The sequence below is a fragment of the Pedobacter sp. UBA4863 genome, from assembly GCF_002399615.1.
Lineage (GTDB): Bacteria > Bacteroidota > Bacteroidia > Sphingobacteriales > Sphingobacteriaceae > Pedobacter.
This window is the reverse complement of the sequence record NZ_DHDZ01000015.1, coordinates 142,051-166,004: the sequence shown is the minus strand read 5'-3', so window position 1 is coordinate 166,004 and position 23,954 is coordinate 142,051. Positions and strand designations below refer to the sequence as shown.

The following is a 23,954-nucleotide window of genomic DNA, read 5'->3' as shown; positions in this document are numbered from 1 at the left end:
TACAATAGAATATAATGGATAGAAATACATTTACAGGTCTGTTCCTGATTATGATTATTTTGGCAGGTGGCGTGTTTTTCATGAAACCATCAGAAGCCGAATTAAAAAGAGAACAACAGGTACAAGACTCAATTAAAAATGCAGGTTTAAAGTCTGCCCCAGCAGCAAAACCGGCAGTAACGCCCGTAAAAACAGTCGACTCAACTGCCGTTAAAGGCCCTTTTGGAGCCAATATTAACGGAACAGAGCAAACAACTGTTTTAGAAAACGAGAACTTTAAAATTACGTTTACTAATTTAGGAGGTAAAATTAAATCGGTTGAGCTTAAGAACGAGAAAACTTATCAAAAACAACCTTTAATTTTATTTGATGGCAACCATAATAAATTTGGGTTAAACCTAAATATAGATGGTAAAGTTATCAATACCAATAACTTGTATTTTACGGCAACAACTACCAATAACGGCATTACCATGCGTGCCAACTATAGCGAAGACAAGTATGTAGATTTTATTTATAACATTCCTGCAAACAGCTACAATATAGATTTTAATGTTAACCTAAATGGTTTTAATCAAATTATACAAGGTAACAACATTAGTTTAAACTGGGAAAGTACATTATTACAACAAGAAAAAGATGCCAAAAAAGAGCGAGAACATTCGGCACCGTACTTTAAATACGTAGAAAAAACTCCTGATTATTTAGATCTACATAAAGACGAGAAAAAAGAACTTACCGAAGGTAAGATAGAATGGTTTTCGTTTAAACAACACTTTTTCTCGGCTGTACTTATACCATCGGTACCGTTTGAAAAAGGAGATTTAGAAGTAAAGTTTACCAACGAACCCGGAAAGATTAAATGGTATGGTGCTAATATGCAATTGCCTTTTAACCAGTTAGCAGCTCAAAACTATAACTTTAAATTTTATTTTGGTACCAATAAATTTAGTGTACTAAAAGGTCAAGGTCACGAAATAGAAAAACAAGTTGACTTGGGTTACTGGCCATTAAAATACATTAACCGCTTTGTAGTATTGCCAGTATTTAACTTCTTAGAAGGCTTTAACTGGGGCTATGGTTTAATTATCTTGGTGCTTACCATTCTATTAAAACTTGCCATGTCGCCGTTAACTTACAAATCGTATGTTTCTATGGCTAAAATGAGAGTTTTAAAACCAGAAATGGACGAGATTAAAGCTAAAGTTGGCGAAGACAACCCTACCCTTTTACAACAAGAATACTTGAAACTGTACAAGCAGGTGGGTGTTAATCCAATTGGAGGTTGTTTGCCTATGTTGCTACAATTACCTTTTGTAATGGCTTTCTTCTTCTTCTTCCCTAACCTATTCGAGTTAAGGGGAGAAAGTTTCCTTTGGATGAAAGATTTATCAACTTACGATAACTTTATAAACTTTGGTTTCAATGTTCCGTTCATAGGCGACCACTTAAGTTTAATGTGTATTTTAATGACTATTTCTACCTTAATTTACACTTACTTTAATAATCAAATATCTGGTGCAACCGGGCAAATGAAGTACATTGGCTACATTATGCCAATTATTTTCTTAGGGGTTTTAAATAGTTATCCATCGGGATTAAACTATTACTACTTCTTAGCCAACATGCTTACTTTCTTGCAACAATTCTTAATTAGAAAGATGGTTAATGATGACAAAATCCATGCTATTTTGCAAGAGAACAAAGCAAAGCCTAAAGTAGAGAAAAAGAAATCTGGTTTTCAGGCACGTTTAGAAGATTATATGCGTCAGCAACAACAACAGGCTAACCAGAAGAAAAAACAATAACGAATTACAATAAAACAATAATTAAAAAATCCCGCAGTTGCGGGATTTTTTTGTTTAACCAAATTTTATATTTGTTGGCAAAAGATATTGCAACACACTTTAATATTACATAAAGTTATGAATGAAATAATCTTAGAAACTCCACGTCTTTACTTAAAAGTAATTACACCAACCTTAATACATCACTTGTTTAACACCCAAACCGCCGAAGAAATTTGTGCGTTTTTTGGCCTAAACGAACAAGGTTATCAGAAATATAAAGAGATGCACCAAAAAGGAATGGAAACTTATCAACTTTCGTTTTTATTCTTTCTGTTAATAGACAAAACTACTCGTCTTCCCATTGGAGATTGTGGTTTTCATACATGGAATAAAAAACATAGTAGAGCAGAGTTATTTTATTTCTTAAAAGAGGATAGTTTTAAACAAAAAGGTTTTATGACAGAAGCACTACCCTATGTTTTGAAATATGGTTTTGACCAAATGAATTTAAACAGAGTAGAAGCCTTAATTGCCCAATGGAACGAACCTTCGTTAAGGTTAATTAGTAAGTATGGATTTACCAAAGAAGGTGTAATGCGTAAAGACTATTTTGAAAATAACAACTTCGAAGATTCGATTTGTTACTCGCTACTTAGAAGCGAATTTGCAATTAAAAATTAGCAATGAATATGACACTTTTCTTATCTCTTTTATACAGAGGTTTTAAAAAACTCACAGGCTTTTTTATATCAAATTACAATTGTCTAATTTGATTTTCTAATGTCACTAACAATTCATCCGCTTGTGCTTTGTCAAAGTCTTCGTGTTGTTTTTTCTTTACGCCAACTTTAGATAAATCCATGTGCAAATCAGGCTTTAGGCCATGGTTATCCAAACAAGCTTTCGCACATGCCAAAGGGCAACCGTCTATCACTACCATCTTGCGCCCCGATTGGGCCGTTTTTACCAGTTTCTTAACATTGCCACCTACCCCAACAATGCACGACATTTCGGCAACATTATTTCTATCTAAACGAACCGCCATATAATTTGCCATTTGTGCCGCATTAGAACAGCCCGAACAAGAATAAACTATGGGTTTTTCTTCTGTTTTCAAATCCATCTGTAAAGCATATCAAAATAAAAGACAAATATATCTTGTATTATTTTAGAAATGAAATGTAAACCTAAACACATTTCATTTATTGTAATATTTATCTTAAAATTTGCTTTAACACGCTATTATTTCGATTTTTAAAACAATTTAACCAACAACTTAAAAGTATTTATAAAAATCTCATGCAAAAGAAACTCTTTTTGTATTTTGTACTATTCAGCAGTGCTGTTTTTGCACAAAAAAAGCCTTTAGACCACAGTGTTTACGATGGTTGGCAAGCTGTAGGTAGTAAACAGTTAACCAATAATGGTATGTGGGCTAGCTTTATTGTTAGCGTACAAGAAGGTGATGCAAATCTCTATTTTCAAGAAACAATTGCTCCTATTGGTCGTAAACTTACCGTAGCCAGAGGAACAAACCTATCGTTCAGTAACGATTCGAAATTTGCGGCATTAACCATTAAACCTTTGTTTAAGGACGTTAGAATGGCCAAAATAAAGAAAAAGAAAGCTGATGAACAAACCAAAGATACTTTAGCTATTGTTAATTTAACCACCTTAAATGTAACCAAAGTTCCTCGGGTTAAGTCGTTTTCATTTCCAGATAAAGGTGCAGCTATTATTGCCTATAATTTAGAAAAACCGTTAGATAGTGCTAAGAAAGCAAAATCTCCATCGGCTGCGCCAGAAAAAAAAGATAACAACTTATTTGCCGATGAGCCCGCTAACGGTGCTAGTGCAAGCAAAGAAGGCACAGACTTAATTGTTAAAAACCTGGTTACAGGCATTGAAAAAACTTACAAATATGTAACCGGATACGAGTTTAGCAAAGACGGAAAACAATTGGTTTTTACCTCTTCAGGCTCTAAAAAAGACAAAGATGCTAAACACGGTGTATTTTTATTAAATACTGAGAAATGGACATTAAAAACCTTGGTAAAAGACAAAGGCAATTTCAAAGGTTTTACTTTTGATGATGAAAGTGAGCATTTAGCATTTCTAGGTGAAACCGACCCAGAGAAAAAAGAAATCAAGGATTACAACATTTACTACAATTCATTATCGTTAGATACTGCACAAGTTTTGGTTGATAATGAAACTCCTGGTTTGCCAGCTAAATATGCCATTAGCGCAGATGGAAGATTAAATTTTAGCAAAGATGGAGCTAAATTGTTCTTTGGTATTGCACCAGAAAAGAAACCAAAAGATACTACGTTGATAGACTTCGAAAATGCGAAACTAGATATTTGGGGCTATAAAGACGATTATTTGCAAACTATGCAGTTGAAAAATGCTGATAGAGAACCCAAAAGAAGTTATTTGAGTGTAATTGACGTTTACAGTGCTGATCCTAAAATTATCCCGTTAACTGATGTAAAATTACCAGATGCCTCATTAGTTGACGAAGGCAATGCAAGTTATGTATTGGCTTCTACAGATTTTGGCAACAGAGCAGCACAACAATGGACTGGTAGTACCAAAAGAGATATTTATTTGGTTGATGTAAAAAATGGTAGCCGTAAAAAAATTATCGAAGGGTTAAATGGTCAAGCAATGGCTTCTCCAAGCGGAAATTATGTACTTTATTTTAACAATGAAAATGGCAACTGGTACACCTACCAAGTGGCTACTGGTAAAATCACTTTGCTAAATAACAACATGTCGGTAAAATTCGCCGATGAAGAAAACGACGTTCCAGATTATGCAAGAAACTACGGAATTGCCGGCTGGACCGAAGACGATAAACTAGTTTTAATTAACGATCGTTACGATGTTTGGGCTTTTTCTCCCGATGGTAAGTCAGCACCTAAAAATGTAACCATCGGCTTTGGGCGTTCAAACAATATCACGCTTCGTGTAGAGCGTATAAACATAGGCTCTGACCGAATTTCAGGTGGTTTTAGAAATACGGGTGGCAACAGCGATGAACGCTTCTTCAAGAAAAATGAAGTGCTTTATTTCGATGGTTTTAATAACCTTACCAAAGAAAATGGCATTTTCCGCAAAGCGATAAACGACAACAAATTACCAGAGCAGTTAACTATGGAAAAAGCAAAATTTTCTTCGTTGGTTAAAGCTAAAGACGCCAATTTATTTATCTATGATAAAGGGAGCTATATCAAATCGCCAGATGTTTACATTTCTAAGGATTTTAAAACGGCAACTAAGTTAAGCAGTACCAATCCGCAACAAGCTAACTACAATTGGGGCACTACCGAATTGGTAAATTGGACAACACCAAAAGGCTATAAATCTCAAGGTATTTTATACAAACCAGAAGATTTTGATCCTAACAAGAAATATCCAATGATTGTGTATTTCTATGAAAAACTTTCTGATGGTTTGTACACCTATCAAGCCCCTGCTCCTACGCCATCGCGTTTAAATATTCCTTTCTTCGTAAGCAACGGTTACTTGGTTTTTGCACCAGATATTAGCTACGAAATTGGCCACCCGGGCAAATCTGCAGAAGAATTTATCAATTCTGGTGTAGCACATTTAAAGAAAAACAGTTGGGTAAATGGCGATAAAATTGGCATTCAGGGGCAAAGCTGGGGAGGTTACCAAGTGGCCCATTTAATTACTGTAACCAATATGTATGCTGCTGCTTGGGCAGGTGCACCAGTAGTTAACATGACTTCGGCTTATGGTGGTATTCGTTGGGAAAGCGGCATGAACCGTCAGTTCCAATACGAAAAAACACAAAGTAGAATTGGTGCAACCTTATGGGAAAAACCCGAATTGTATATTCAAAACTCACCTTTGTTTAACTTCCCTAAAGTGAACACTCCTGTGGTAGTAATGGCAAATGATGCTGATGGTGCTGTGCCATGGTACCAAGGTATTGAAATGTTTACAGGCTTAAAACGCTTAGGTAAACCAGTATGGTTGTTAAATTACAATAATGAAGCCCACAACTTGGTACAACGTCAGAACAGAAAAGATATTCAAATTCGCGAACAACAGTTCTTCGATTATTATTTGAAAGACGCCAGAGCACCAGTTTGGATGGTAGGCGGCATACCTGCCACCGAAAAAGGGAAAACTTGGGGCTTTGAATTAACTGACGAAAAACCTTAATCAGTTTAGCAGTAAACAATATATTAGCCGTCATTTAGAGCGGAACGCAGTGAAGTCGAGAAATCTTTAGATAAAACAGTTTAAAGATTTCTCCATTCCACTAAGTTCCAATAGGAATGGCGGTATTTTTATACCAAAAAAAATGAGCATTCCATCAATATTTTCCAATTACTCTACTTTTGAAGAAAAAGCACTAAACAATCGTTTTTTCAAGCATGAAGATATTGTTCCTTTAATTAATCAATTGCCTGCTGAGTTTACAATTGAGCAGCTTGGCAGTTCTGTAAAAGGCAAAAGTATCAACGCTGTAAAGTGGGGAAATGGCAAAACTAGGGTAATGTTATGGAGCCAAATGCACGGCGATGAAGCCACAGGAACCATGGCATTGTTCGATTTGTTTAATTTTTTACAACAAGGCCATGAAATGGTACGGCTTATTAATGAAAAATGTGAATTGCTTTTTATACCAATGGTTAACCCTGATGGCGCAGCTAGGTTTACCAGAAGAAATGCACAACAGATAGATATTAATAGGGATTTTATACAAACTGTTAGCCCAGAAGCTAAAATTTTAAAACAAACCAGAAACAATTTTGAACCTCATTTTGGTTTCAATTTGCATGATCAAGTTACCTTATGGAGCGTTGATGAAACCTTAAAACCTGCTACACTTTCTTATTTAGCACCTGCGTTTAACAAGGCACTTGCTGTAAACGATGCACGTAAAAATGCGATGTTGGTTATTGCAGACATGTTTAAAGAGCTAAATCAGGTACTACCAAACCAAATTGGTTTATTTAATGACGAATACGAACCAAGGGCATTTGGCGATAATTTTCAAAATGCCGGAACTTCTACCATTTTAATTGAGGCCGGAGGCTACCAAGACGATCCAGAAAAGCAACAAATCAGAAAATATTATTTTGCTTCCATCCTATCGGGATTACTTTCTATTGCAAGCAAAAGTTACGAGCAACAACACACTGAAAATTATTTTGCCATTCCTCAAAATAACAAGCAAATTTTTCACCTCATGATTAACAACCTTATTTTAGATGGCATAAAAGTAAGTGTTGGCATTAATTACGAGGAATATCCAAATAGTGACGGACGGAGTACGTACAAAACTTATAGCATACAAGATATTGGAGATTTAAGTTTCTGCGACGCTTACAAAGTATATGATGCTCATAATTGTCAATTAAGAGGAAATATATTGTTCAATAAAACAGCAGATTTCGAATTATTAACAGAAGGCCAAATAATTTTAGCGTTTAAAAACGGAGAATTACTGCAAAAACACTAAATTCAACGCACAAAATAAACCTAAACAAATGGCATTAAGTAGAATTTGGTCGGCATTTATTATTGTGGCTATTACAGTAGCTGCTATTAAATGCTTCTTTTTTGGTCAAACAGAAATATTTAGCTGGATGATAATTGGCAAAGCCGATGACCCTACCAATCTCACTAAGGTTGATGGCGTAATACAAACCTGTTGGAATGCAGTAGAAATGTGCTTAAAACTCATTGGGGTATTGGCATTTTTTATGGGCTTAATGAGCATTGCTGAGAAAGCCGGCGGTATTCGATTGTTATCTAAAATTGTTGGGCCTTTTTTCTCTAAACTATTTCCAGAAGTTCCAAAGGGGCATCCCGCTACCGGGCACATGGTCATGAATTTCTCTGCCAATTTACTGGGATTAGATAATGCGGCCACTCCTTTCGGTTTAAAAGCCATGGAAAGCTTGCAGGAGCTTAACCCTAACAAAGCAGTGGCGAGCAACTCTCAAATTATGTTCTTATGCTTACACGCTGCAGGTTTAAGTTTAATTCCGGTAAGTGTTATTGCATTAAGGGCTTCTTCCAATGCTTCAGATCCTACAGATATCTTTATTCCTTGCTTAATTGTAACTTTTGTTGGTACCATGACAGCCATGCTCATTGTTTCTTTCAAGCAAAAGATCAACATTTTTCAACCAGTAATTTTAGGTTGGATATTAAGCATTAGCGCTGTAATTGGTTTATTGGTTTGGTACATTACCACTTTAAACTCAAAAGATATTGCCTCCTTTTCTGGAACATTAAGCAGTGGTGTTATTCTCTTTATTGTGCTGGCTATTTTGTTAGGCGGTGTTTACAAGAAGATAGATGTTTTTGATGCCTTTGTTGATGGCGCTAAAGGTGGATTTGAAACAGCAGTAAAAATTATACCTTACTTGGTAGGTATGTTAGTAGCCATTAGTATGCTGCGTACCAGCGGAACTTTTGATGTGGTTATTTTAGGAATTAAAAATTTCTTTAACTTTTTTGGAGCTGATACCCGCTTTGTAGAAGCCTTGCCAACAGCGCTTATACGTCCGTTAAGTGGTGGTGGCGCCAGAGGTATGATGGTAGATACGATGACAGCTTATGGACCAGATTCGTTTGCGAGTAAACTTTCGGGGGTTTTTCAAGGTGCTGCAGATACTACTTTTTATGTAATTGCGGTGTATTTTGGTTCGGTTTCGGTTAAAAACACACGTTATGCTATAGGCACTATGTTATTTGCAGATTTAGTGGGCGTATGTACTGCCATAGGTTTAGCTTATTTACTTTTCGGCAATGCTGCTTAAAATTTAGTTGCAATAAAAAAGCCACTCTTTTTGAAGTAAGAGTGGCTTTTTTTGTTGTTAATAATCAACTTATTATTTGCTTGCTTCTTTTTTCCATTTTATGGTGCAACCAATAGCTTTGGTTGATGCCACGCTAGGCTTCTCTCCTTGTAACAACTGATTTACGGCATTTTGCACATAATTTTCTCTTTGTGGATTTTCTAGTTGCTGGTCATTATCGATAGCGCCAATGTAAGCTACTTCGTTTCCTTTTTTGGTTTTCTGCAGCACAAAAACATGCGGAGTTCGCATAGCGCCGTATTTCTTCGTATAAACATGATCAGGATCTAATAAATAAGCATAGCTGAAATTTTTCTCTTTAGCTCTTTGTTGCATTTTTTCATAAGTATCGCCTGGCGATGCCACAGGGTCGTTGGTATTGATGGCCACTACAGGGTAACCTTTGGCAGCATATTTTTTGTTTAATTCTTCTTTGCGGCTTTCGTATGCTTTAGAAACCGGGCAGGTGTTACAAGTAAATATCACAATATAACCTTTGGCATCTTTATAACTTGCCAAAGATACCTGCTTGCCATCAATGTTTTTTAAATTAAAATCTGAAGCTAAATCGCCTACTTGATAACCATTTTGAGCATTTAACGTGCTTGCCAAAAGAAGTACAAAACATGCTAACATTAACTTTTTCATCATTATTTTTATTTAAGAGATTATGGTTTAACTAATGTAGAAATAGCTTTGGTTAATTGTTCGTAGGTAAATGCTTGTTCGTAAAATCCGCGTACTTTTTTAGCCGTATTTAAAATTAAAGTGGCAGGTATTGCCCCCGACCAGTTTTTGTCTATACGATCTATATATTTTTGCTGATCTATTTCATTTATCACATAAACCTCAGCTTTAATTTTATTTTTAACCACAAATGGTATTACTGCTGTTTTTAATTTCGATTTAAAATCTAAACTTATCAGTATCACTTTAAACGGTTTTTTAGCGTTTTCGGTACTTAGTTTTTCAAAATAAGGCAGTTCTTCAACACAAGGGCCACACCAAGTTGCCCAAAAATTAACCACATAGGTAGTATCTTTTCCTTTAGCTATCCGTTGCTCTAATTCATTTAAAGTTAATAATTTAACTTGTAAATTACTGCTATTCTGCTGTGATTTAACAGGTAATACAAAAACAACTAAGGCAATTATTATAAACAAATATTTTCTCATCAGTTTAAGGTTCCGGTTTTAACAATAGCTTTTTGGTACACAGGCATAGTCAAATCATCAACAATTACGCCTCTGGTAGTTGAAGCGTGTACAAAAAAATCGCCATTTAAGTATATACCTACATGATCAACCTCTCTACCTCCGAAAGAAAAGAAAATCAGATCGCCTTCTTTTAGGTTGCCAAAACTTTTCTTTTTAATCGCATTAGCTTGATCTTTTGATCTACGGGGCAAGGTTTTTCCGTAAATATCTTTTTGCAGCAAATAAGCAAAGCCAGAACAATCTATCCCACTTTTATCTAAACCACCTAATTTGTACCTCACGCCAGTCCAGCTAGTAATAAATCGATAAAGGGGCTTACTTTTCAAGTTAGCCATTGCATCGGCAGCACGAGATGCATTGGTATTATTCGTGTGTTTTCTTGAGCCACAAGAAGCTACAAATAACATCAAAACAAGGCTCAACCATACTAATTGACTTTTTTGTACTCTCATAATTTAAAACATACCTCGTAATGACGAGAAGGGTAAAATTAATTCTTTATCAATCGTTGTATTTCGTCTAATTTTAATAACGCTTCTACCGGAGTTAAGGTATTTACATCTAAGTTATTCAAAGAATCACGAATTTTAACTAGCACAGGATCATCGATAGCGAACATTTGTAACTGATAGGCCTGATTTTGAACTTTTTTGATACTGTCTTTCACACTTTGCCCTTCAGTTCTATCTATCTCTAAACGTTTCAAAATTTCGTTAGCTCTACCTATCAGTTTTGCTGGCATACCTGCCATTTTAGCCACTTGAATACCAAAACTATGCTCGCTGCCACCCGGAACCAGTTTACGCAAGAAAATAATCTTGTTCTGCAATTCTTTACTGGTAACATTAAAGTTCTTAATGCGACTCATGGTATTTTCTAAGTCGTTAAGCTCATGATAGTGCGTTGCAAACAGGGTTTTTGGCCTAGCTGTTGGGTGTTCGTGCAAATATTCTGCAATGGCCCAAGCAATAGAAATACCGTCGTAAGTACTGGTGCCACGGCCAATTTCATCCAATAAAATTAGGCTTCTATCAGAAATATTATTTAAAATACTGGCGGTTTCGTTCATTTCTACCATAAACGTACTTTCTCCGCTCGAAAGATTATCGGAAGCACCTACCCTTGTAAAAATCTTATCTACAATGCCAATGGTAGCCGATTTTGCAGGTACAAAGCACCCCATTTGTGCCATCAATACAATTAAAGCGCTTTGGCGTAAAATAGCCGATTTTCCGGACATGTTGGGCCCGGTTATCATCATGATTTGTTGCGTATCGTTATCTAAATACACATCATTGGTAATGTATTCTTCGCCTACTGGCAAACGCTTTTCAATTACCGGATGGCGACCTCCTTTAATATCTAGCTCTTTTTTATTGTTAAGCTCGGGCTTGGTGTAATAGTTTTTAACCGCCAATTGTGCAAAACACAATAAAACATCTAGTTGCGCTACCAAATAAGCATTTAATTGTATCGGTTTAATAAAATGAGCAACCTGATACATTAATTCGTTGTACAAACGAACCTCAATGGCTTGTATTTTTTCTTCGGCACCTAAAATCTGTTCTTCGTACTCTTTTAGCTCGGGTGTAATGTATCGCTCTGCGTTAACCAAAGTTTGCTTACGAATCCAACTTTCGGGCACTTTATCTTTATGGGTATGGGTAACTTCTAAATAATAGCCAAAAACGTTATTAAAAGATATTTTTAAGGAAGGAATACCGGTAGCTTCTATTTCTCTACGCTGAATTTCTACCAAAAACTCTTTACCACCAAAAGCAATTTTGCGTAACCTGTCCAATTCGTCATCAATGCCATTGGCAATTACATTTCCTTTGATCAATAACGCTGGCGGATCGGGCTGTAATTCTCTTTCTAACTTGTCTTTTATAGTTGTACAAGGATTTAACTGCGATGCTAAAACCTCCAAATACGGGTTTTTGCTTTCTTCGGCCAAACGCTTAATTTCTGCTGTATGTGTTAAGGCACGTTTCAGTTGTAACAGTTCTCTTGGTCCGGCTTTCTGTAAACCCACTTTAGAAATTAGGCGTTCTAAATCGCCGATAGGCTTAATGTGCTGCAGAAGTTCATCGGCAAGCATTTCGTTTTTCACCAAATAATCTACCATGCCCAAGCGTTCCTGAATAGGTTTCAGTTCTTTGAGCGGCATGATGATCCATTTGTGCAATAATCTTGCTCCCATTGGTGTACAGGTCTCATCCAGCACCTCAAACAAGGTTACGGCATTATCGTTAGCAGAACTTACCAATTCTAAATTACGGATGGTAAAACGATCTAGCCACATGTATTTCTCTTCCTCAACACGAGAAATAGACGTAATGTGTTGAAGATTTCTATGTTCTGTTTCGCCAAGATAATAAAGTACCACACCTGCGGCTACAATACCAGCATTGAGTTTATCTACCCCAAAACCTTTCAGTGAATTAACCTCGAAATGTTTGGTTAAAACTTCGGTAGCGTAATCTTCGGTAAAGGCCCAATCGTCGATGTGAAAAGTGTAAAACTTATCGCCAAACAAGCTGGTAAAATCGTTTCGTTTACTTTTTTGAAACACTACTTCTGTAGGTTTAAAGCTTTGTAAAAGCTTATCTACGTATTCGGTACTGCCCTGAGCAACTAAAAATTCTCCGGTAGAAATATCGCAAAAAGCAACACCCATGCCATTTTTTTCGAAATAAACGGCAGCAAGATAGTTGTTCTTTTTTTGGTTCAGAATGTTATCACTATAGGCAACCCCCGGTGTAACCAATTCGGTAACTCCACGTTTAACAATGGTTTTCGTCATTTTGGGGTCTTCCAACTGGTCACAAATAGCTACCCGTTGCCCAGCCCTAACCAATTTTGAGAGGTAGTTTTCTAAAGAATGATGCGGAAATCCAGCTAGTTCTAATGCGCCATTTGGGCCTGTGCCACGCTTTGTTAAAACTATACCCAAAATTTGGGCAGTTTTAACCGCATCTTCTCCAAATGTTTCGTAAAAATCTCCAACCCTAAATAGCAATAATGCACCCGGATATTTCGCCTTAATGGCGTTATATTGCTGCATTAATGGGGTTTCTTTTGTATTTGCTTTGGCCAAAATTATCCTAATTTACTAAAGAGGTAAATATACCATTTGCCAAGTGTACGGCTCGTTTTTGTTGAAAACTATTGAGCGTGTTGATAGTCAGGAATTTTTTAAGAAAGCTTTGTTGATGTTAACGATGATAAGCGTTTAAGTTTTATAAACGACGGTGCTTTGTTTTAGGTTTGACTATACGTCATTTTATGAGCCAAATACTAATGCCTATATTTGCCAAATATTAAAAATAAGATATGGCAATTTTACATCGTAAAGAAGAAAAAATACAAGTAGTGTTAGGTAGGTTGCCTAAAAAATACACTCACGAAGAGTTTGTGGAGATGTTTATTAAATTATACTCTAAAGAATGGGGTAAAATTAAATCGGCTTACATTAAACAAAACCAGGATAAAGAACCTGGAACGGTGGTTAATATGCCCAAACCAGATCTTTACCTAAAACAGGTTTTGGAAAGCTATCTTTCTACCAAACCAGTACTACAAGAACCTATTAAGGAGGAAATAACAACTACAACCACCGCAAAAAAGAAAGCTGAAACTAAAGTAGAGCCCGCCAAAGAAACAAAAATAAAAGCGGCTCCTAAGAAAAAAGCTACTGAAGAAAAAGTAGCTAAACAAAAGGTGGCTAAAAAAGAAAAATAAAAAATATCAGTTGCACAATAAATTGTTTTTTAAACTGTTTATATTACTGAGAGCGTTAATTTAGATGGCGGGGATCGAGAAATCTACACAGGTTTGATCCCCGTTTCTTTTTACTAGAAAATAGCTTTTGTAATATTTCTCCCTGCTCCTTACAGCAAATAACTTCTTGCCTACCATATATTAAAGGTTAATAACTTAACAGATGTGAATAAATAACATAAACTACTGATTTATAAATGCTGTTTATATATTTAATTAAAGTTAATGTTATGGAAACTGAAACTAAAAAATGTATCTACGTATTAGAAGATAATGTGAACATTGCAGACATTATTGAGTTTTTATTAACCGAAGAAGACTATGCTGTTGAGGTATGCAAAAATGCCAATTCTTTTTGGCAAAAGATGGAAGAACATACACCAGATATGATTGTGCTAGATGTGCTTTTACCAGATGCAAATGGTGTAGATATTTGTTTAAGTCTAAAAAGAAATATCAGAACGCATCGTATTCCAGTACTTATGATGTCGGGCAACAACCATTTAAACAAAGTTAAAGCTAAATGCGATGCAGATAGCTACATTAACAAACCCTTTGATTTGAATGACTTTGTGCAACGGATTGATTATTATAGCCGTACTGCCTTTTAGCGGATATTTCAATTTAAACGTTTACTTCATTGATTAAGCTTAAGAATAGTTCTTTACCTTTTAGTTTATCGGCCGTAAGCTCGAAATTTAATTTATGAAGTAGATAATCTGTCATGTCTATGCCTGTTGTAAATGGCAAACCCTCAATTACTGTCGTAATATTGGCAATTCCTTTAGCTAGCGCAGTATCGAAATCTTTTAAAAAATCTGCTGGAAGCGGTTTGTTGGCCACCCATGCGGCGTACATAAAAGGTAGCCCGGTAAATTTCATCCACTCCTCGCCCATATCGTAAGCATAGTTAAAATCATCTTTTTTACCAAAAGTTCTATCACCTATCAGTACAATGGCATCAGTTTCTGCAGTTTGGTCTGTGGTAAAGCTTACTTCTACCTTAAAGTGCTTTTTTAATAAAACCTTCGCTAAGTTGTTTGAAGTACGAGATTGTAGATCTAATTTAACGGTTTTGATTTCTTCTACGGGTAGGTTAGAAAATATAAAAACAGAATTTACAGCCCCTACAGAGCCAATACAAAACGAACTGATAATTTGTGCATTGGGTACAAACGGAATGGCCGCAACTGGTATTAAGCCAATATCAACCTTGTTTTCGATAAGCTTTTGTGCGCAATCTGCCGGATTATCTAGGCTTAAATCTATCTGTTCTGAAACTGGTGAATGTTGCAAACCATAAATAAAAGGTTTAGAATTGGTATATGAAACCGATGAAACTTTAATTTTATTCAAAGCTTATGATAATTGTGCTAAATGTGAAATATTATTTGAGTCGAGTAGCGTAAATTTTTCTCCATTGTATTGTAGGCGGTACAACGTTGTATTTGAATGCGGAAATTCTTCCATGTCACTAAATGGTTTGTTAAGCAACATACACAACAGCAAACGCATTGCTCGACCGTGCATGCAGATTAGAATACATTTTTCTTCGCTTTGCTTTGTAATATGCTCCATTGCTTTGGCCATACGAGCACCAACTTCATTCGGACTTTCGCCTCCGCTAAACTTCGCATCGTAATTGCCCAATTGCCATTCTTTAACCACGGCCCTAAAAGCTATTCTCGCTTCTTCGGTGTTTGGTTTGCCTTCCCATTCTCCCCAAGCTAACTCATCTAATCCTTCTAATTGTTCCCAAGCCAAACCTAGGTCTATAAACTCTTTAACTGTTTGATGTGTTCTTGTTAAAGATGAAGTATATATCTTATCAAATTTAACCGAATGGTAGGTGTTAAAAAAGGCTGCTGCTTGTGCAATTCCAGTAGCATTTAATTCGGCATTTACGCCCCTACCTTGTACTATTCCTAATCTATTAAGTTCTGTTTCGCCGTGGCGGATGATATATAGTTCTTTCATACCCCAACCCCTTAAAGGAGCTTTTTAAAAATTTAATGTTTTAAGTATTCACACCATGAAGTCCCCTTTGGGGATTTAGGGGTTAACAACCGGTAATTTATAATATGATGGTTTCACATCTTCTTCAAAAACATGATCTGTATAGTCGGTAACAACATTGTATAATGTGTCGCGTTCAATTGGTTTGCGTTTTACATTCCTAATCAGGTCAACCAGCTCTTTAGTACTCATGGCAGGAGTTTGCTCTTCTGCACCAGCCATCGAATAAATTTTAGTGGTATCATCTAAAGTGCCATCAATATCATCTACACCAAAATTTAAACTTAGTTGAGCAGTTTCTCTACTAATCATAGCCCAATAAGCTTTAATATGCTCGAAATTATCTAAATAGATACGGGCAATGGCATAATTGCGTAAGTCTTCTACTACAGAAACCTCAGGCACATCACTCATTTGGTTGTTCTGGTTCCTAAATTTCAACGGAATGAAAGCTTGGAAACCTCCTGTTTTATCTTGTAATTGGCGTAAGCGTTCCATGTGATCTACCCTGTGCCAAAACTGTTCGATATGCCCGTAAAGCATGGTTGCATTGGAGCGCATGCCCAACTTGTGAGATTGCTCGTGAATATCCAACCATTGCTCTGCATTACATTTATCGTGAGCAATCTTTTCTCTCACCTCTGGATGAAAAATTTCGGCACCGCCGCCAGGCATCGAATCCAAGCCTGCCTCCTGCAAATATTTCATACCATCATAATGACTTAATTTCGCCTTTTTAAAGATGTAGTAATACTCTACTGGTGTAAGCGCTTTGATATGTAAATCAGGTCTGTGTGCTTTTGCTTTACGAAAAAAATCAGCGTAAAAATCTAAGTTTTGCTTAGGCACCACACCGCCGGTTATGTGTACTTCGGTTACCGCTTCATCATCGTATTTCTTAAGAATATCAATCATGCCATCTACTTCCATTTCCCAGCCTTCTTCACGTTGCTTAATCATTCGGCTATAAGAGCAAAACTTGCAATCGTACACACAAATATTGGTAGGTTCAATGTGAAAATTCCTATTAAAATAGGTTAGATCTCCATGTTTTTTCTCACGGATGTAATTGGCCAATGTTCCTAAATAGCTTAATTCGGCATGTTCATAAAGATAAACGCCTTCATCAAAACTAATACGCAAGCCATTTTTTACTTTTATGGCAATATCTTTTAATGGCTGGGCTAAGTTTGGGTTTTGTATAAGTATAGCTAACGATTGCACTATTTTTCTCCTTAAGATTTACGCAAAAGTACGTTTTATTGTTTAATAGTCGGAAGTCGGAAGTCAGAAAGTGCGATGATATTGACCCCTAATTGACGAATTTCGTTAATTAGTAATCTAAAAAACCAAACAACAAACCAACTAAACAACTTACCTTTGCACCATGATACAAAACCAATATAGCATTTTCGAAAGTGAGCTAACTGTGCGTCCGGATGATATTGATATGTTTAACCATGTACATAATAGTAAATACCTAGACTACGTGTTAGCCGCCCGTTACGAGCAAATGGATAAATTTTATGGCATGAGCTGGGAAAAATTCGAAGAATTGGGTTATGGCTGGGTAGTATCTAAGGTAACCATTTCGTTTAAACGTGCCTTAAAAATGGGCGACCAACTGATTGTTAAAACTGGCATTTTAGAAATGAACGAAAAAGGCAGTAATGTACAGTTCGAAATTATTAATAAAAAAACTGGTAAAGTTTCTTCAGATGGGATTTTCGAATATGTAATGATTGATTTGAAAACACAGCGTTCTTGTAAAGTTACACAAGAAATGATTGATGCTTATAGTATTTAATCTAATGTAAGCGAACAACTTTAAGATTATTTTCCTGAAAAAATGGGACAAATTGTTTCTAACGATGAGGAAAAATGTTATGTATATTTTCAATTTTTTCTCTACTTTTGTACTCATCAAAATCTTAAGAACCATGAAGTTTTTTAGCTTCCGTATCAGAATAGCTTAACTAAGCGAGGGCTCCTACATCAAAAAAACAATTAATCGATGTCGTTTGTCGGCATCTCATGGTATTTTCTTTTTATTATTTTTATATATGTTACAACCTACTAGGGCAACAACACGTTTGTCTAAATTTTTTAATGTACTTGTTCAGGCTTTTAAGGGCGCTGAAATTGATTATACTTCCATCAGTATCAGAAAAGCTATTGTGCTTTTAGCTATTCCAATGATGTTAGAAATGATCATGGAATCAGTTTTTGTACTAGTAGATCTTTATTTTGTTGGACACTTACCCAACAGCGCAGAAGCTATTCAGATTGTAGGTTTAACCGAATCTGTACTAACCATTATTTACTCTTTGGCCATGGGTTTAGGAATGGCCGCTACTGCTGTTGTTGCTCGTAGAATTGGCGAGAAAAATAGTGAAGCCGCTGCAAAAGCAGGTATGCAAACCATTGCCTTAGCTTTAACGGTGGTTATCGTCATCAGCCTTGCTGGATTAATATTTGCAAAAGAGATTTTACTGTTAATGGGCGCTTCAGAAGCCACTGCTACTGAAGGCGTAACGTTTATGCAAATTATGATGGGAACTAGCGTAGTTATTATGCTATTATTCTTAATTAACGGTATTTTTAGAGGTGCAGGTAACGCTGCTATTGCTATGCAAAGTTTATGGTTAGCCAATATTATCAATATCATTTTATGCCCTATTTTAATACGTGGGTTTGGCCCCATACCGGCAATGGGATTAACCGGTGCCGCTTTGGCTACGGCTATTGGTAGAGGTACAGGCGTACTGTTCCAAATTTATCATTTGGCAAAAGGTAGTGGCAATTTAAAAATGAAGCTAGCCTACTTAAAACCACAAATAGAACAAATGAAAGCCATTGTGAAAATTGCAGCACCTGCGGTTTTACAGTTTATCATTGCTTCATGTAGCTGGATTTTCTTGGCTGAATTAGTAGCAACTACTGGTGGCGACCATGGTTCGGCCGGTTATCAGATTGCTTTGAGGTTAATGATGTTCTTTATGTTGCCCGCATGGGGGTTAAGCAATGCCGCCGCTACACTTGTTGGACAAAATATGGGTGCAGGCAGCATGGATAGAGCAGAACAAGCTGTTTTACTTACTATCAAATATTCGATAATTTTTATGGGCGTAGTAATGGTATTGTTTTTAGCCTGCGGGCATTTCTTCACGGCATTCTTTACCGAAGATCACCAGGTTAGAGCTATTGCGGTAGAAGCTTTAAGGATTTTAAGTTATGGTTTTATTATTTACGGAATTGGAATGGTATTTATAAGTGCGTTTAACGGTGCTGGCGATACTTGGACGCCAACCAAAATCAACATCATTGCTTTTTGGTTATTTCAGATACCCTTTGCCTACTTTTTGGCCAAATATATAAATATGGGCCCTACGGGTGTCTTTATTGCCATTCCTGTAGCGGAAATTGGTATTACAATTGCTTCCTTTTTTATCTTTAGGAAAGGAAATTGGAAGAAAACAGCAGTTTAACAAAACGTCATTTTAACAGAAAAAAGGAGAAATCTAACGCATCATATTTAAGCGTTAGATTTCTCCCTATAATCTAAATGATGTCAAAATTTCTATATTGTTTCTTCTAGTACTTGCGTATAAAAATCTTGTAATTTCATACCCATTGCAGCTACTTGCTGGGGAATAAAACTAGTTGCTGTTTGCCCAGGTATGGTATTAATTTCGATAAAATAGAAATTTCCTGTACCGTGTTCCAAGAAATAATCGATACGTACAATACCGCGACAGTTTAATTTCTGATAAACAGCAGTTACAACCTGCTCTACTCTACTTTTCTCTTCATCTGTCATGTAACCGGGGGTAATTTCCTCTGTAGCTCCAGGGGTGTATTTTGCATCGAAATCAAAAAATTCGTTAGTAGTCTTAACTTCGGTAGTTGGCAGTACTATAATTTCTCCTTTGCTTTTAAATACCCCAATAGAAAATTCCCTGCCTTCTACAAACTCTTCTACCAATACTTGAGTATCTTCGTTAAAAGCTTTGTCCAAAGCACTTTGTAATTCCTCAAAGCTTTTCACCTTGCTCATACCAATACTGCTACCACCGTTGTTTGGTTTTACAAATAAGGGCAGTTTAAGCTGGTTTTTTACATCGGCAATATTGTATTCTTCTTTAAATAATTGCAGCGACTTAGCTACGTTTAAATTTTTAATTCCATCTACAACAGCTTTTGTATAACCCTTGTTCATAGTTATAGCGCTAGTTAGCGCATTACAAGTAGTATAAGGGATACCTAGCATATCAAAATAGCCTTGTAGTTTCCCATCCTCTCCCGGCGAACCATGTATTACAATAAAAACGCCATCAAACACTATCTTTTTACCTTTTACCGTAATTGAAAAATCATTTTTATCTACTTCAATTTTTACCGAATCTGCAGGTTCGTAAAACCATCCGGTTTCGGTAAGCATAATCTTATATACCTCATACTTATCCGTATCAATGTTTTGTGCAATAGTTGCAGCACTTTTTACTGATACAATCCACTCCCCTGTGGTTCCACCTGTTAACAACGCTATGTTTTTTTTCATTTACGATATAATTGGTTAAAGTTTAAATAATTTAGACTGTGCATAAAACATAAGGTACCGTTAATTAAATTATTTTGGGATAAAATTACTTTTATCCTAATCAAAATAAGGGGGTATCTTAAACTTCTTTTAACAATATGTTGCCGTAAAATTAGGTAGATTTGTTTTTAATTTATGATAAATATTTTTTTAACCTAAATTTGGACTTCAAATTATAAAATATAAACTGCTAATGGGCAACTTTACCGAGTACCTTAAAACCAAATCGTTCAGAAGAAATCTAATTGCAGCGGTTTGCACTTTTTTTGGTTTGCTATTAATTGCATTTTTTAGTCTTCGTTATTATACCAAACATGGCGAAGGTTTAAATGTACCTTCTTTAAAAGGGCTAAAAGTTGAAGATGCGATTAGTAAACTGGAAGGACTGGGTTTACGTTACGAGATAGACTCTGTTTATATTCAAGATCAACCACCGGGCATTGTTACCGACCAAGACCCAAACCCTGAAACCTTTGTAAAAGACAATAGGACTATTTATCTCACTATCAACACCAATCAGGCACCTAATGTTAGGTTTCCCGATATCGAAGCCAAATCGTTACGTGAAGCCAAATCGATTATTGAAAGTTATGGCTTAAAATTGGGCGATACTACTTATAAACCTGATGTAGCTAAAGATGTAGTGCTTGAAGTATTATTTGGTGGGCAACCAATTAAAACAGGCGAAAGTTTGCCAAAAGGCTCGAGGATAAACTTAGTATTGGGCGATGGTCGTGGCAACGAAGATGTAGAGTTACCAAACTTAACAGGATTAACTATTGACGAAGCTAAATTCTCCTTAAAAGGTGCTATGCTTACTATCGGTATCATTAGCTATCAAGGCACCATTACCGATACGGCTAATGCAGTCATCATTAATCAATTTCCATTAGCTACCGATAGTGTAACCAAGGTACGTATTGGTACACCAATAAATATAACGCTTGCCAACAAACCATAAAATACATGAATACCAAATCAAAAAATAAAAACATTAAGATTGCCGCAGCCATTTTTGCTATTGTTTTAATTATTGGCGGATATTTGGGTGTCAAATTTTACCAAACCTACTTTGCCGCCAATGTAACCGGTAACGAGAAATATCTTTACGTTAAAACAGGCTATGTATTTGAAGATTTGGTAACCGACCTTCGTTACAAAAAAGTATTAAATGATATTGGTACGTTTTGGGAAGCAGCAGAAAAAATGGACTTACAAGGACCTTTAAAACCCGGCAAGTATCGTTTAAAAGAAGGAATGAACAACCGTACGCTAATTAATATGCTAAAGGCGGGAAACCAAGAAGCCGTAAAGCTGAAATTTCAAAATATTAGAAAAAAAGAAAACTTTGCTGCTTTACTTGCTAAAAACCTAGAAGCCGATTCGTTAGCTTTTATCCGTTTGTTAGATTCGGCGGTATTTGTAGAAAAATATGGCTTTAATACGCAAACCGTATATACCATGTTTATTCCAAACACTTATGAAATGTGGTGGAACACGTCGCCAGAAGATTTTTTTAAGAAGATGAACGCGGAATACCTAAAGTTTTGGAATAATAAACGCAGAGCAAAAGCCGATGCTTTAGGTCTAGATCCTATAAAAGCAACTATTTTAGCTTCTATTGTTGATGCCGAAGCACTTTACGATAGGGAAATGCCAATCATTGCGGGACTGTATTTAAATCGCCTTAAAAAAGGGATGTTATTACAAGCAGACCCAACGGTAATTTTTGCCAATGGCGATTTTACCGTAAAACGTGTTACAGGTGCATTATTAGCTGTAGATTCTAAGTATAATACCTACAAATATGTTGGCTTGCCTCCAGGCCCAATTAATATGCCAAGTATTAGTGCAATAGATGCTGTTTTAAATAAAGAAGACAACAATTATTTGTATATGTGTGCCAAAGAAGATTTTTCTGGCTATCATAATTTTGCGGCTACCGTACAAGAACACAACATTAACGCTAAGAAATATAGAGAAGCCTTAAATAAGAGAAATATATTTAGATAATGTTTACTTACGAAACACAGGTTAAAGTGAGATATGCCGAAACCGACCAAATGGGTGTTGTTTATCACGGAAACTATGCTCAATATTATGAAATTGCCCGTACCGAATGTTTTGAAGCCTGTTCTGGCATGACCTACGCTTCTATGGAGGCCGATGGCGTAATGCTCCCGATTTTAGAACTGCAATCAAAATACTTAAAGCCTGCCTTGTATAATCAAGTATTAACCATAAAATCTATAGTAAAAGAATTGCCCACTGTGCGTTTAAATGTAGAATACGAAATTTATAATGAAGCAAAAGAACTGATTAATATTGGTAAAACAACGTTAGTTTTTGTAGATAAAGAAACCCGTAGGCCATGCCATCCGCCAGAAAATTTTATGAAAAATGTAAGGCAGTTTTTTTGATTGACGAGTTGCGATTTTTTTAACTACAAAGGCACAATAGCAATTTTTTCGGGCAACTTTTAAACTTTACAACGTAACAATAACACCATTTAGCAATACAATATCCATAAATGAATTGGCTACACAAGCAACTTTTAAAATTTAAGCTCTATTCTAAATTTATAGAGTGGACTAAAGTTTGTGTGCTACCGGGTTTTAGCCCCTTGCCTATTTACACTGTTGCTACATTTTTCTTTAAAGAAATTGGAAAAGACACCTTAGTAAACAAAGCATCTTCGCTTGCCTATAACTTTATGTTGGCCATTTTTCCTGGCATCATATTTTTATTTACCTTAATTCCATACATCCCAAAACGTATTGGTTTTCAAGAAGGATTAATGTCTTTATTGGCGCTTGTACTACCAACCAATGCTTTCTTAGCATTCGAAGCCACTATTAATGACATTGTAAACATCCAAAACGGCAGCTTGCTTTCTATAGGTTTTTTTCTGTCTTTATTTTTTGCCACTAATGGTATCCATAATTTAATGATGGCTTTTAATAAATCTTCCTTAATTGTAGAAACCAGGACTTTGTTAAAACGAAGGTTAGTTGCGTTAATATTAACTATGGTATTAGTAGTTTCTATGATTTTGTGCATTGCCGCCATGACACTGGGCGAAATTACCATCAACTACCTCAAAAAAGAAATAGCGTACGACGGCAACTTAACTATTTACCTTATCAAATTGACGCAATGGGCATTGTTGGGGGCATTGTATTTCATCAACGTGTCTATTTTGTACCGATATGGCCCAGCACACGCTAAAAAGTGGAAGTTTTTTAGTGCAGGTTCGTGGCTGGCTACTATCTTAGCTTTTTTAACCATCTGGGGATTTTCTTTCTACATCAATCATTTTAGTGCTTACAATAAACTTTATGGCTCTATTGGCACTTTAATGGTAATTATGATTTGGCTTTATCTAAACTCCTTTATTTTATTGATAGGCTTTGAACTCAATGCCAGTGTAGATTTATCAAAAAGAAGTGTAAAAATTATTAGGCCTAACTTCAATCTGTTTAAAAGTGGCAATACTGACAATAAAAAATAGTTACTTTTTCTTCCATCATCTCCTATTCCATATTTTTTAATACTGACAACGAAGCACTTAAAGAAAAGTTAGTAAAATACCCTTTCTTAAGTTTGCAGAATTGCCCCGTTTTTGTACTTTTGCGGAGGAGAGCTGGCAGAGTGGTCGAATGCGGCAGTCTTGAAAACTGTTGACTGTAACAGGTCC

General features: G+C 36.0%; 22 protein-coding genes and 1 tRNA gene (1 of these 23 running past the window's edge). 14 read left to right on the top strand and 9 right to left on the bottom strand.

What is annotated here, in order from left to right; genetic code table 11:
- Positions 1-14 precede the first annotated feature (14 nt).
- Together yidC and B3I52_RS02560 are read left to right on the top strand one after the other, a co-directional pair.
- On the top strand, positions 15-1,808 hold the full coding sequence (gene yidC / locus B3I52_RS02565) for a membrane protein insertase YidC (protein ID WP_293298301.1): 1,794 nt from the start codon (positions 15-17) through the stop codon (positions 1,806-1,808).
- 117 nt (positions 1,809-1,925) lie between these two features.
- Positions 1,926-2,471, top strand: coding sequence for a GNAT family N-acetyltransferase (locus tag B3I52_RS02560; protein WP_293298299.1), 546 nt, complete (start codon positions 1,926-1,928; stop codon positions 2,469-2,471).
- A gap of 73 nt (positions 2,472-2,544) precedes the next feature.
- On the opposite strand, the gene B3I52_RS02555 is transcribed toward B3I52_RS02560, so the two are convergent.
- Positions 2,545-2,913: a putative zinc-binding protein gene (locus tag B3I52_RS02555; RefSeq protein WP_293298296.1), complete on the bottom strand. Its 369-nt coding sequence runs from the start codon at positions 2,911-2,913 to the stop codon at positions 2,545-2,547.
- Positions 2,914-3,089: 176 nt separating this feature from the next.
- On the opposite strand from B3I52_RS02555, the gene B3I52_RS02550 reads away from it, so the two are divergent.
- From B3I52_RS02550 to B3I52_RS02540, 3 genes are all read left to right on the top strand, one after another.
- Positions 3,090-5,987, top strand: coding sequence for a S9 family peptidase (locus B3I52_RS02550; RefSeq protein WP_293298294.1), 2,898 nt, complete (start codon positions 3,090-3,092; stop codon positions 5,985-5,987).
- Between the two features lie 142 nt (positions 5,988-6,129).
- Positions 6,130-7,293, top strand: coding sequence for a M14 family zinc carboxypeptidase (locus tag B3I52_RS02545; protein ID WP_293298292.1), 1,164 nt, complete (start codon positions 6,130-6,132; stop codon positions 7,291-7,293).
- A 28-nt stretch (positions 7,294-7,321) separates the two neighbouring features.
- Entirely contained in the window at positions 7,322-8,602 is a 1,281-nt protein-coding gene (locus tag B3I52_RS02540; RefSeq protein ID WP_293298290.1) for a nucleoside recognition domain-containing protein, read from the top strand.
- A gap of 72 nt (positions 8,603-8,674) precedes the next feature.
- Here the strand turns inward: B3I52_RS02540 and B3I52_RS02535 are convergent, their stop codons facing one another.
- The 4 genes from B3I52_RS02535 to mutS are packed head-to-tail and all read right to left on the bottom strand — an operon-like array spanning position 8,675 to position 12,958.
- Positions 8,675-9,292 carry a thioredoxin family protein gene (locus B3I52_RS02535; protein WP_293298288.1) on the bottom strand — a complete coding sequence of 206 codons (618 nt, stop codon included), beginning with the start codon at positions 9,290-9,292 and terminating at the stop codon, positions 8,675-8,677.
- A 17-nt stretch (positions 9,293-9,309) separates the two neighbouring features.
- Entirely contained in the window at positions 9,310-9,816 is a 507-nt protein-coding gene (locus B3I52_RS02530; protein WP_293298286.1) for a TlpA disulfide reductase family protein, read from the bottom strand.
- Positions 9,816-10,310 (bottom strand): C40 family peptidase, encoded by a 495-nt coding sequence (locus tag B3I52_RS02525; protein ID WP_293298283.1) that lies wholly within the window; start codon positions 10,308-10,310, stop codon positions 9,816-9,818. Before B3I52_RS02525 ends, B3I52_RS02530 begins: the two co-directional genes overlap by 1 nt.
- Positions 10,311-10,348: 38 nt before the next feature.
- Positions 10,349-12,958 (bottom strand): DNA mismatch repair protein MutS, encoded by a 2,610-nt coding sequence (gene mutS / locus B3I52_RS02520; RefSeq protein ID WP_293298280.1) that lies wholly within the window; start codon positions 12,956-12,958, stop codon positions 10,349-10,351.
- 236 nt (positions 12,959-13,194) lie between these two features.
- Here mutS and B3I52_RS02515 point away from each other — a divergent pair, with 236 nt between their 5' ends.
- Positions 13,195-13,602, top strand: a complete 408-nt coding sequence (locus B3I52_RS02515; RefSeq protein ID WP_293298277.1) for a hypothetical protein — start codon at positions 13,195-13,197, stop codon at positions 13,600-13,602.
- Positions 13,603-13,871: 269 nt separating this feature from the next.
- Positions 13,872-14,252, top strand: coding sequence for a response regulator (locus B3I52_RS02510; protein WP_293298275.1), 381 nt, complete (start codon positions 13,872-13,874; stop codon positions 14,250-14,252).
- 13 nt (positions 14,253-14,265) lie between these two features.
- Here B3I52_RS02510 and B3I52_RS02505 read toward each other — a convergent pair whose 3' ends face one another.
- The 3 genes from B3I52_RS02505 to mqnE form a co-directional block, all read right to left on the bottom strand.
- The gene (locus B3I52_RS02505; protein ID WP_293298273.1) at positions 14,266-14,997 is read right to left on the bottom strand and encodes a menaquinone biosynthetic enzyme MqnA/MqnD family protein; all 732 of its coding nucleotides are present in this window, start codon (positions 14,995-14,997) and stop codon (positions 14,266-14,268) included.
- 3 nt (positions 14,998-15,000) lie between these two features.
- Positions 15,001-15,618: a histidine phosphatase family protein gene (locus B3I52_RS02500; RefSeq protein ID WP_293298271.1), complete on the bottom strand. Its 618-nt coding sequence runs from the start codon at positions 15,616-15,618 to the stop codon at positions 15,001-15,003.
- 75 nt (positions 15,619-15,693) lie between these two features.
- The gene (mqnE, locus tag B3I52_RS02495) at positions 15,694-16,881 is read right to left on the bottom strand and encodes an aminofutalosine synthase MqnE (RefSeq protein ID WP_293298268.1); all 1,188 of its coding nucleotides are present in this window, start codon (positions 16,879-16,881) and stop codon (positions 15,694-15,696) included.
- A gap of 163 nt (positions 16,882-17,044) precedes the next feature.
- Between mqnE and B3I52_RS02490 the strand changes: the two genes are divergently transcribed.
- Together B3I52_RS02490 and B3I52_RS02485 are read left to right on the top strand one after the other, a co-directional pair.
- Positions 17,045-17,464, top strand: a complete 420-nt coding sequence (locus B3I52_RS02490) for an acyl-CoA thioesterase (RefSeq protein ID WP_293298266.1) — start codon at positions 17,045-17,047, stop codon at positions 17,462-17,464.
- 256 nt (positions 17,465-17,720) lie between these two features.
- Complete coding sequence (locus B3I52_RS02485; RefSeq protein WP_293298264.1) at positions 17,721-19,145, top strand: MATE family efflux transporter; 1,425 nt, start codon at positions 17,721-17,723, stop codon at positions 19,143-19,145.
- Between the two features lie 92 nt (positions 19,146-19,237).
- On the opposite strand, the gene B3I52_RS02480 is transcribed toward B3I52_RS02485, so the two are convergent.
- Entirely contained in the window at positions 19,238-20,218 is a 981-nt protein-coding gene (locus B3I52_RS02480; RefSeq protein ID WP_293298261.1) for a D-alanine--D-alanine ligase, read from the bottom strand.
- A 232-nt stretch (positions 20,219-20,450) separates the two neighbouring features.
- Between B3I52_RS02480 and B3I52_RS02475 the strand changes: the two genes are divergently transcribed.
- From B3I52_RS02475 to B3I52_RS02455, 5 genes are all read left to right on the top strand, one after another.
- A complete protein-coding gene (locus B3I52_RS02475; protein WP_293298258.1) occupies positions 20,451-21,218 on the top strand; it encodes a PASTA domain-containing protein in 768 nt (255 codons plus the stop codon).
- 5 nt (positions 21,219-21,223) lie between these two features.
- Positions 21,224-22,270, top strand: coding sequence for an endolytic transglycosylase MltG (mltG, locus tag B3I52_RS02470; RefSeq protein ID WP_293298255.1), 1,047 nt, complete (start codon positions 21,224-21,226; stop codon positions 22,268-22,270).
- Positions 22,270-22,677, top strand: a complete 408-nt coding sequence (locus tag B3I52_RS02465) for an acyl-CoA thioesterase (protein WP_293298253.1) — start codon at positions 22,270-22,272, stop codon at positions 22,675-22,677. Before mltG ends, B3I52_RS02465 begins: the two co-directional genes overlap by 1 nt.
- 110 nt (positions 22,678-22,787) lie before the next feature.
- Entirely contained in the window at positions 22,788-23,768 is a 981-nt protein-coding gene (locus B3I52_RS02460) for a YihY/virulence factor BrkB family protein (protein WP_293298251.1), read from the top strand.
- Positions 23,769-23,894: 126 nt separating this feature from the next.
- A tRNA-Ser gene (locus B3I52_RS02455) sits at positions 23,895-23,954 on the top strand; it runs 134 nt beyond the window's last position.

Bases quoted from the DNA above. Each gene is read 5' to 3' on its own strand.
- B3I52_RS02525 (WP_293298283.1), bottom strand. From the start codon at position 10,310: ATGAGAGTACAAAAAAGTCAATTAGTATGGTTGAGCCTTGTTTTGATG.
- B3I52_RS02490 (WP_293298266.1), top strand. From the start codon at position 17,045: ATGATACAAAACCAATATAGCATTTTCGAAAGTGAGCTAACTGTGCGT.
- yidC (WP_293298301.1), top strand. From the start codon at position 15: ATGGATAGAAATACATTTACAGGTCTGTTCCTGATTATGATTATTTTG.
- B3I52_RS02475 (WP_293298258.1), top strand. From the start codon at position 20,451: ATGGGCAACTTTACCGAGTACCTTAAAACCAAATCGTTCAGAAGAAAT.
- B3I52_RS02500 (WP_293298271.1), bottom strand. From the start codon at position 15,618: ATGAAAGAACTATATATCATCCGCCACGGCGAAACAGAACTTAATAGA.
- B3I52_RS02550 (WP_293298294.1), top strand. From the start codon at position 3,090: ATGCAAAAGAAACTCTTTTTGTATTTTGTACTATTCAGCAGTGCTGTT.
- B3I52_RS02545 (WP_293298292.1), top strand. From the start codon at position 6,130: ATGAGCATTCCATCAATATTTTCCAATTACTCTACTTTTGAAGAAAAA.
- B3I52_RS02515 (WP_293298277.1), top strand. From the start codon at position 13,195: ATGGCAATTTTACATCGTAAAGAAGAAAAAATACAAGTAGTGTTAGGT.
- B3I52_RS02560 (WP_293298299.1), top strand. From the start codon at position 1,926: ATGAATGAAATAATCTTAGAAACTCCACGTCTTTACTTAAAAGTAATT.
- B3I52_RS02465 (WP_293298253.1), top strand. From the start codon at position 22,270: ATGTTTACTTACGAAACACAGGTTAAAGTGAGATATGCCGAAACCGAC.
- B3I52_RS02530 (WP_293298286.1), bottom strand. From the start codon at position 9,816: ATGAGAAAATATTTGTTTATAATAATTGCCTTAGTTGTTTTTGTATTA.
- B3I52_RS02460 (WP_293298251.1), top strand. From the start codon at position 22,788: ATGAATTGGCTACACAAGCAACTTTTAAAATTTAAGCTCTATTCTAAA.
- B3I52_RS02480 (WP_293298261.1), bottom strand. From the start codon at position 20,218: ATGAAAAAAAACATAGCGTTGTTAACAGGTGGAACCACAGGGGAGTGG.
- mltG (WP_293298255.1), top strand. From the start codon at position 21,224: ATGAATACCAAATCAAAAAATAAAAACATTAAGATTGCCGCAGCCATT.
- B3I52_RS02555 (WP_293298296.1), bottom strand. From the start codon at position 2,913: ATGGATTTGAAAACAGAAGAAAAACCCATAGTTTATTCTTGTTCGGGC.
- B3I52_RS02510 (WP_293298275.1), top strand. From the start codon at position 13,872: ATGGAAACTGAAACTAAAAAATGTATCTACGTATTAGAAGATAATGTG.
- B3I52_RS02540 (WP_293298290.1), top strand. From the start codon at position 7,322: ATGGCATTAAGTAGAATTTGGTCGGCATTTATTATTGTGGCTATTACA.
- B3I52_RS02485 (WP_293298264.1), top strand. From the start codon at position 17,721: ATGTTACAACCTACTAGGGCAACAACACGTTTGTCTAAATTTTTTAAT.
- B3I52_RS02535 (WP_293298288.1), bottom strand. From the start codon at position 9,292: ATGATGAAAAAGTTAATGTTAGCATGTTTTGTACTTCTTTTGGCAAGC.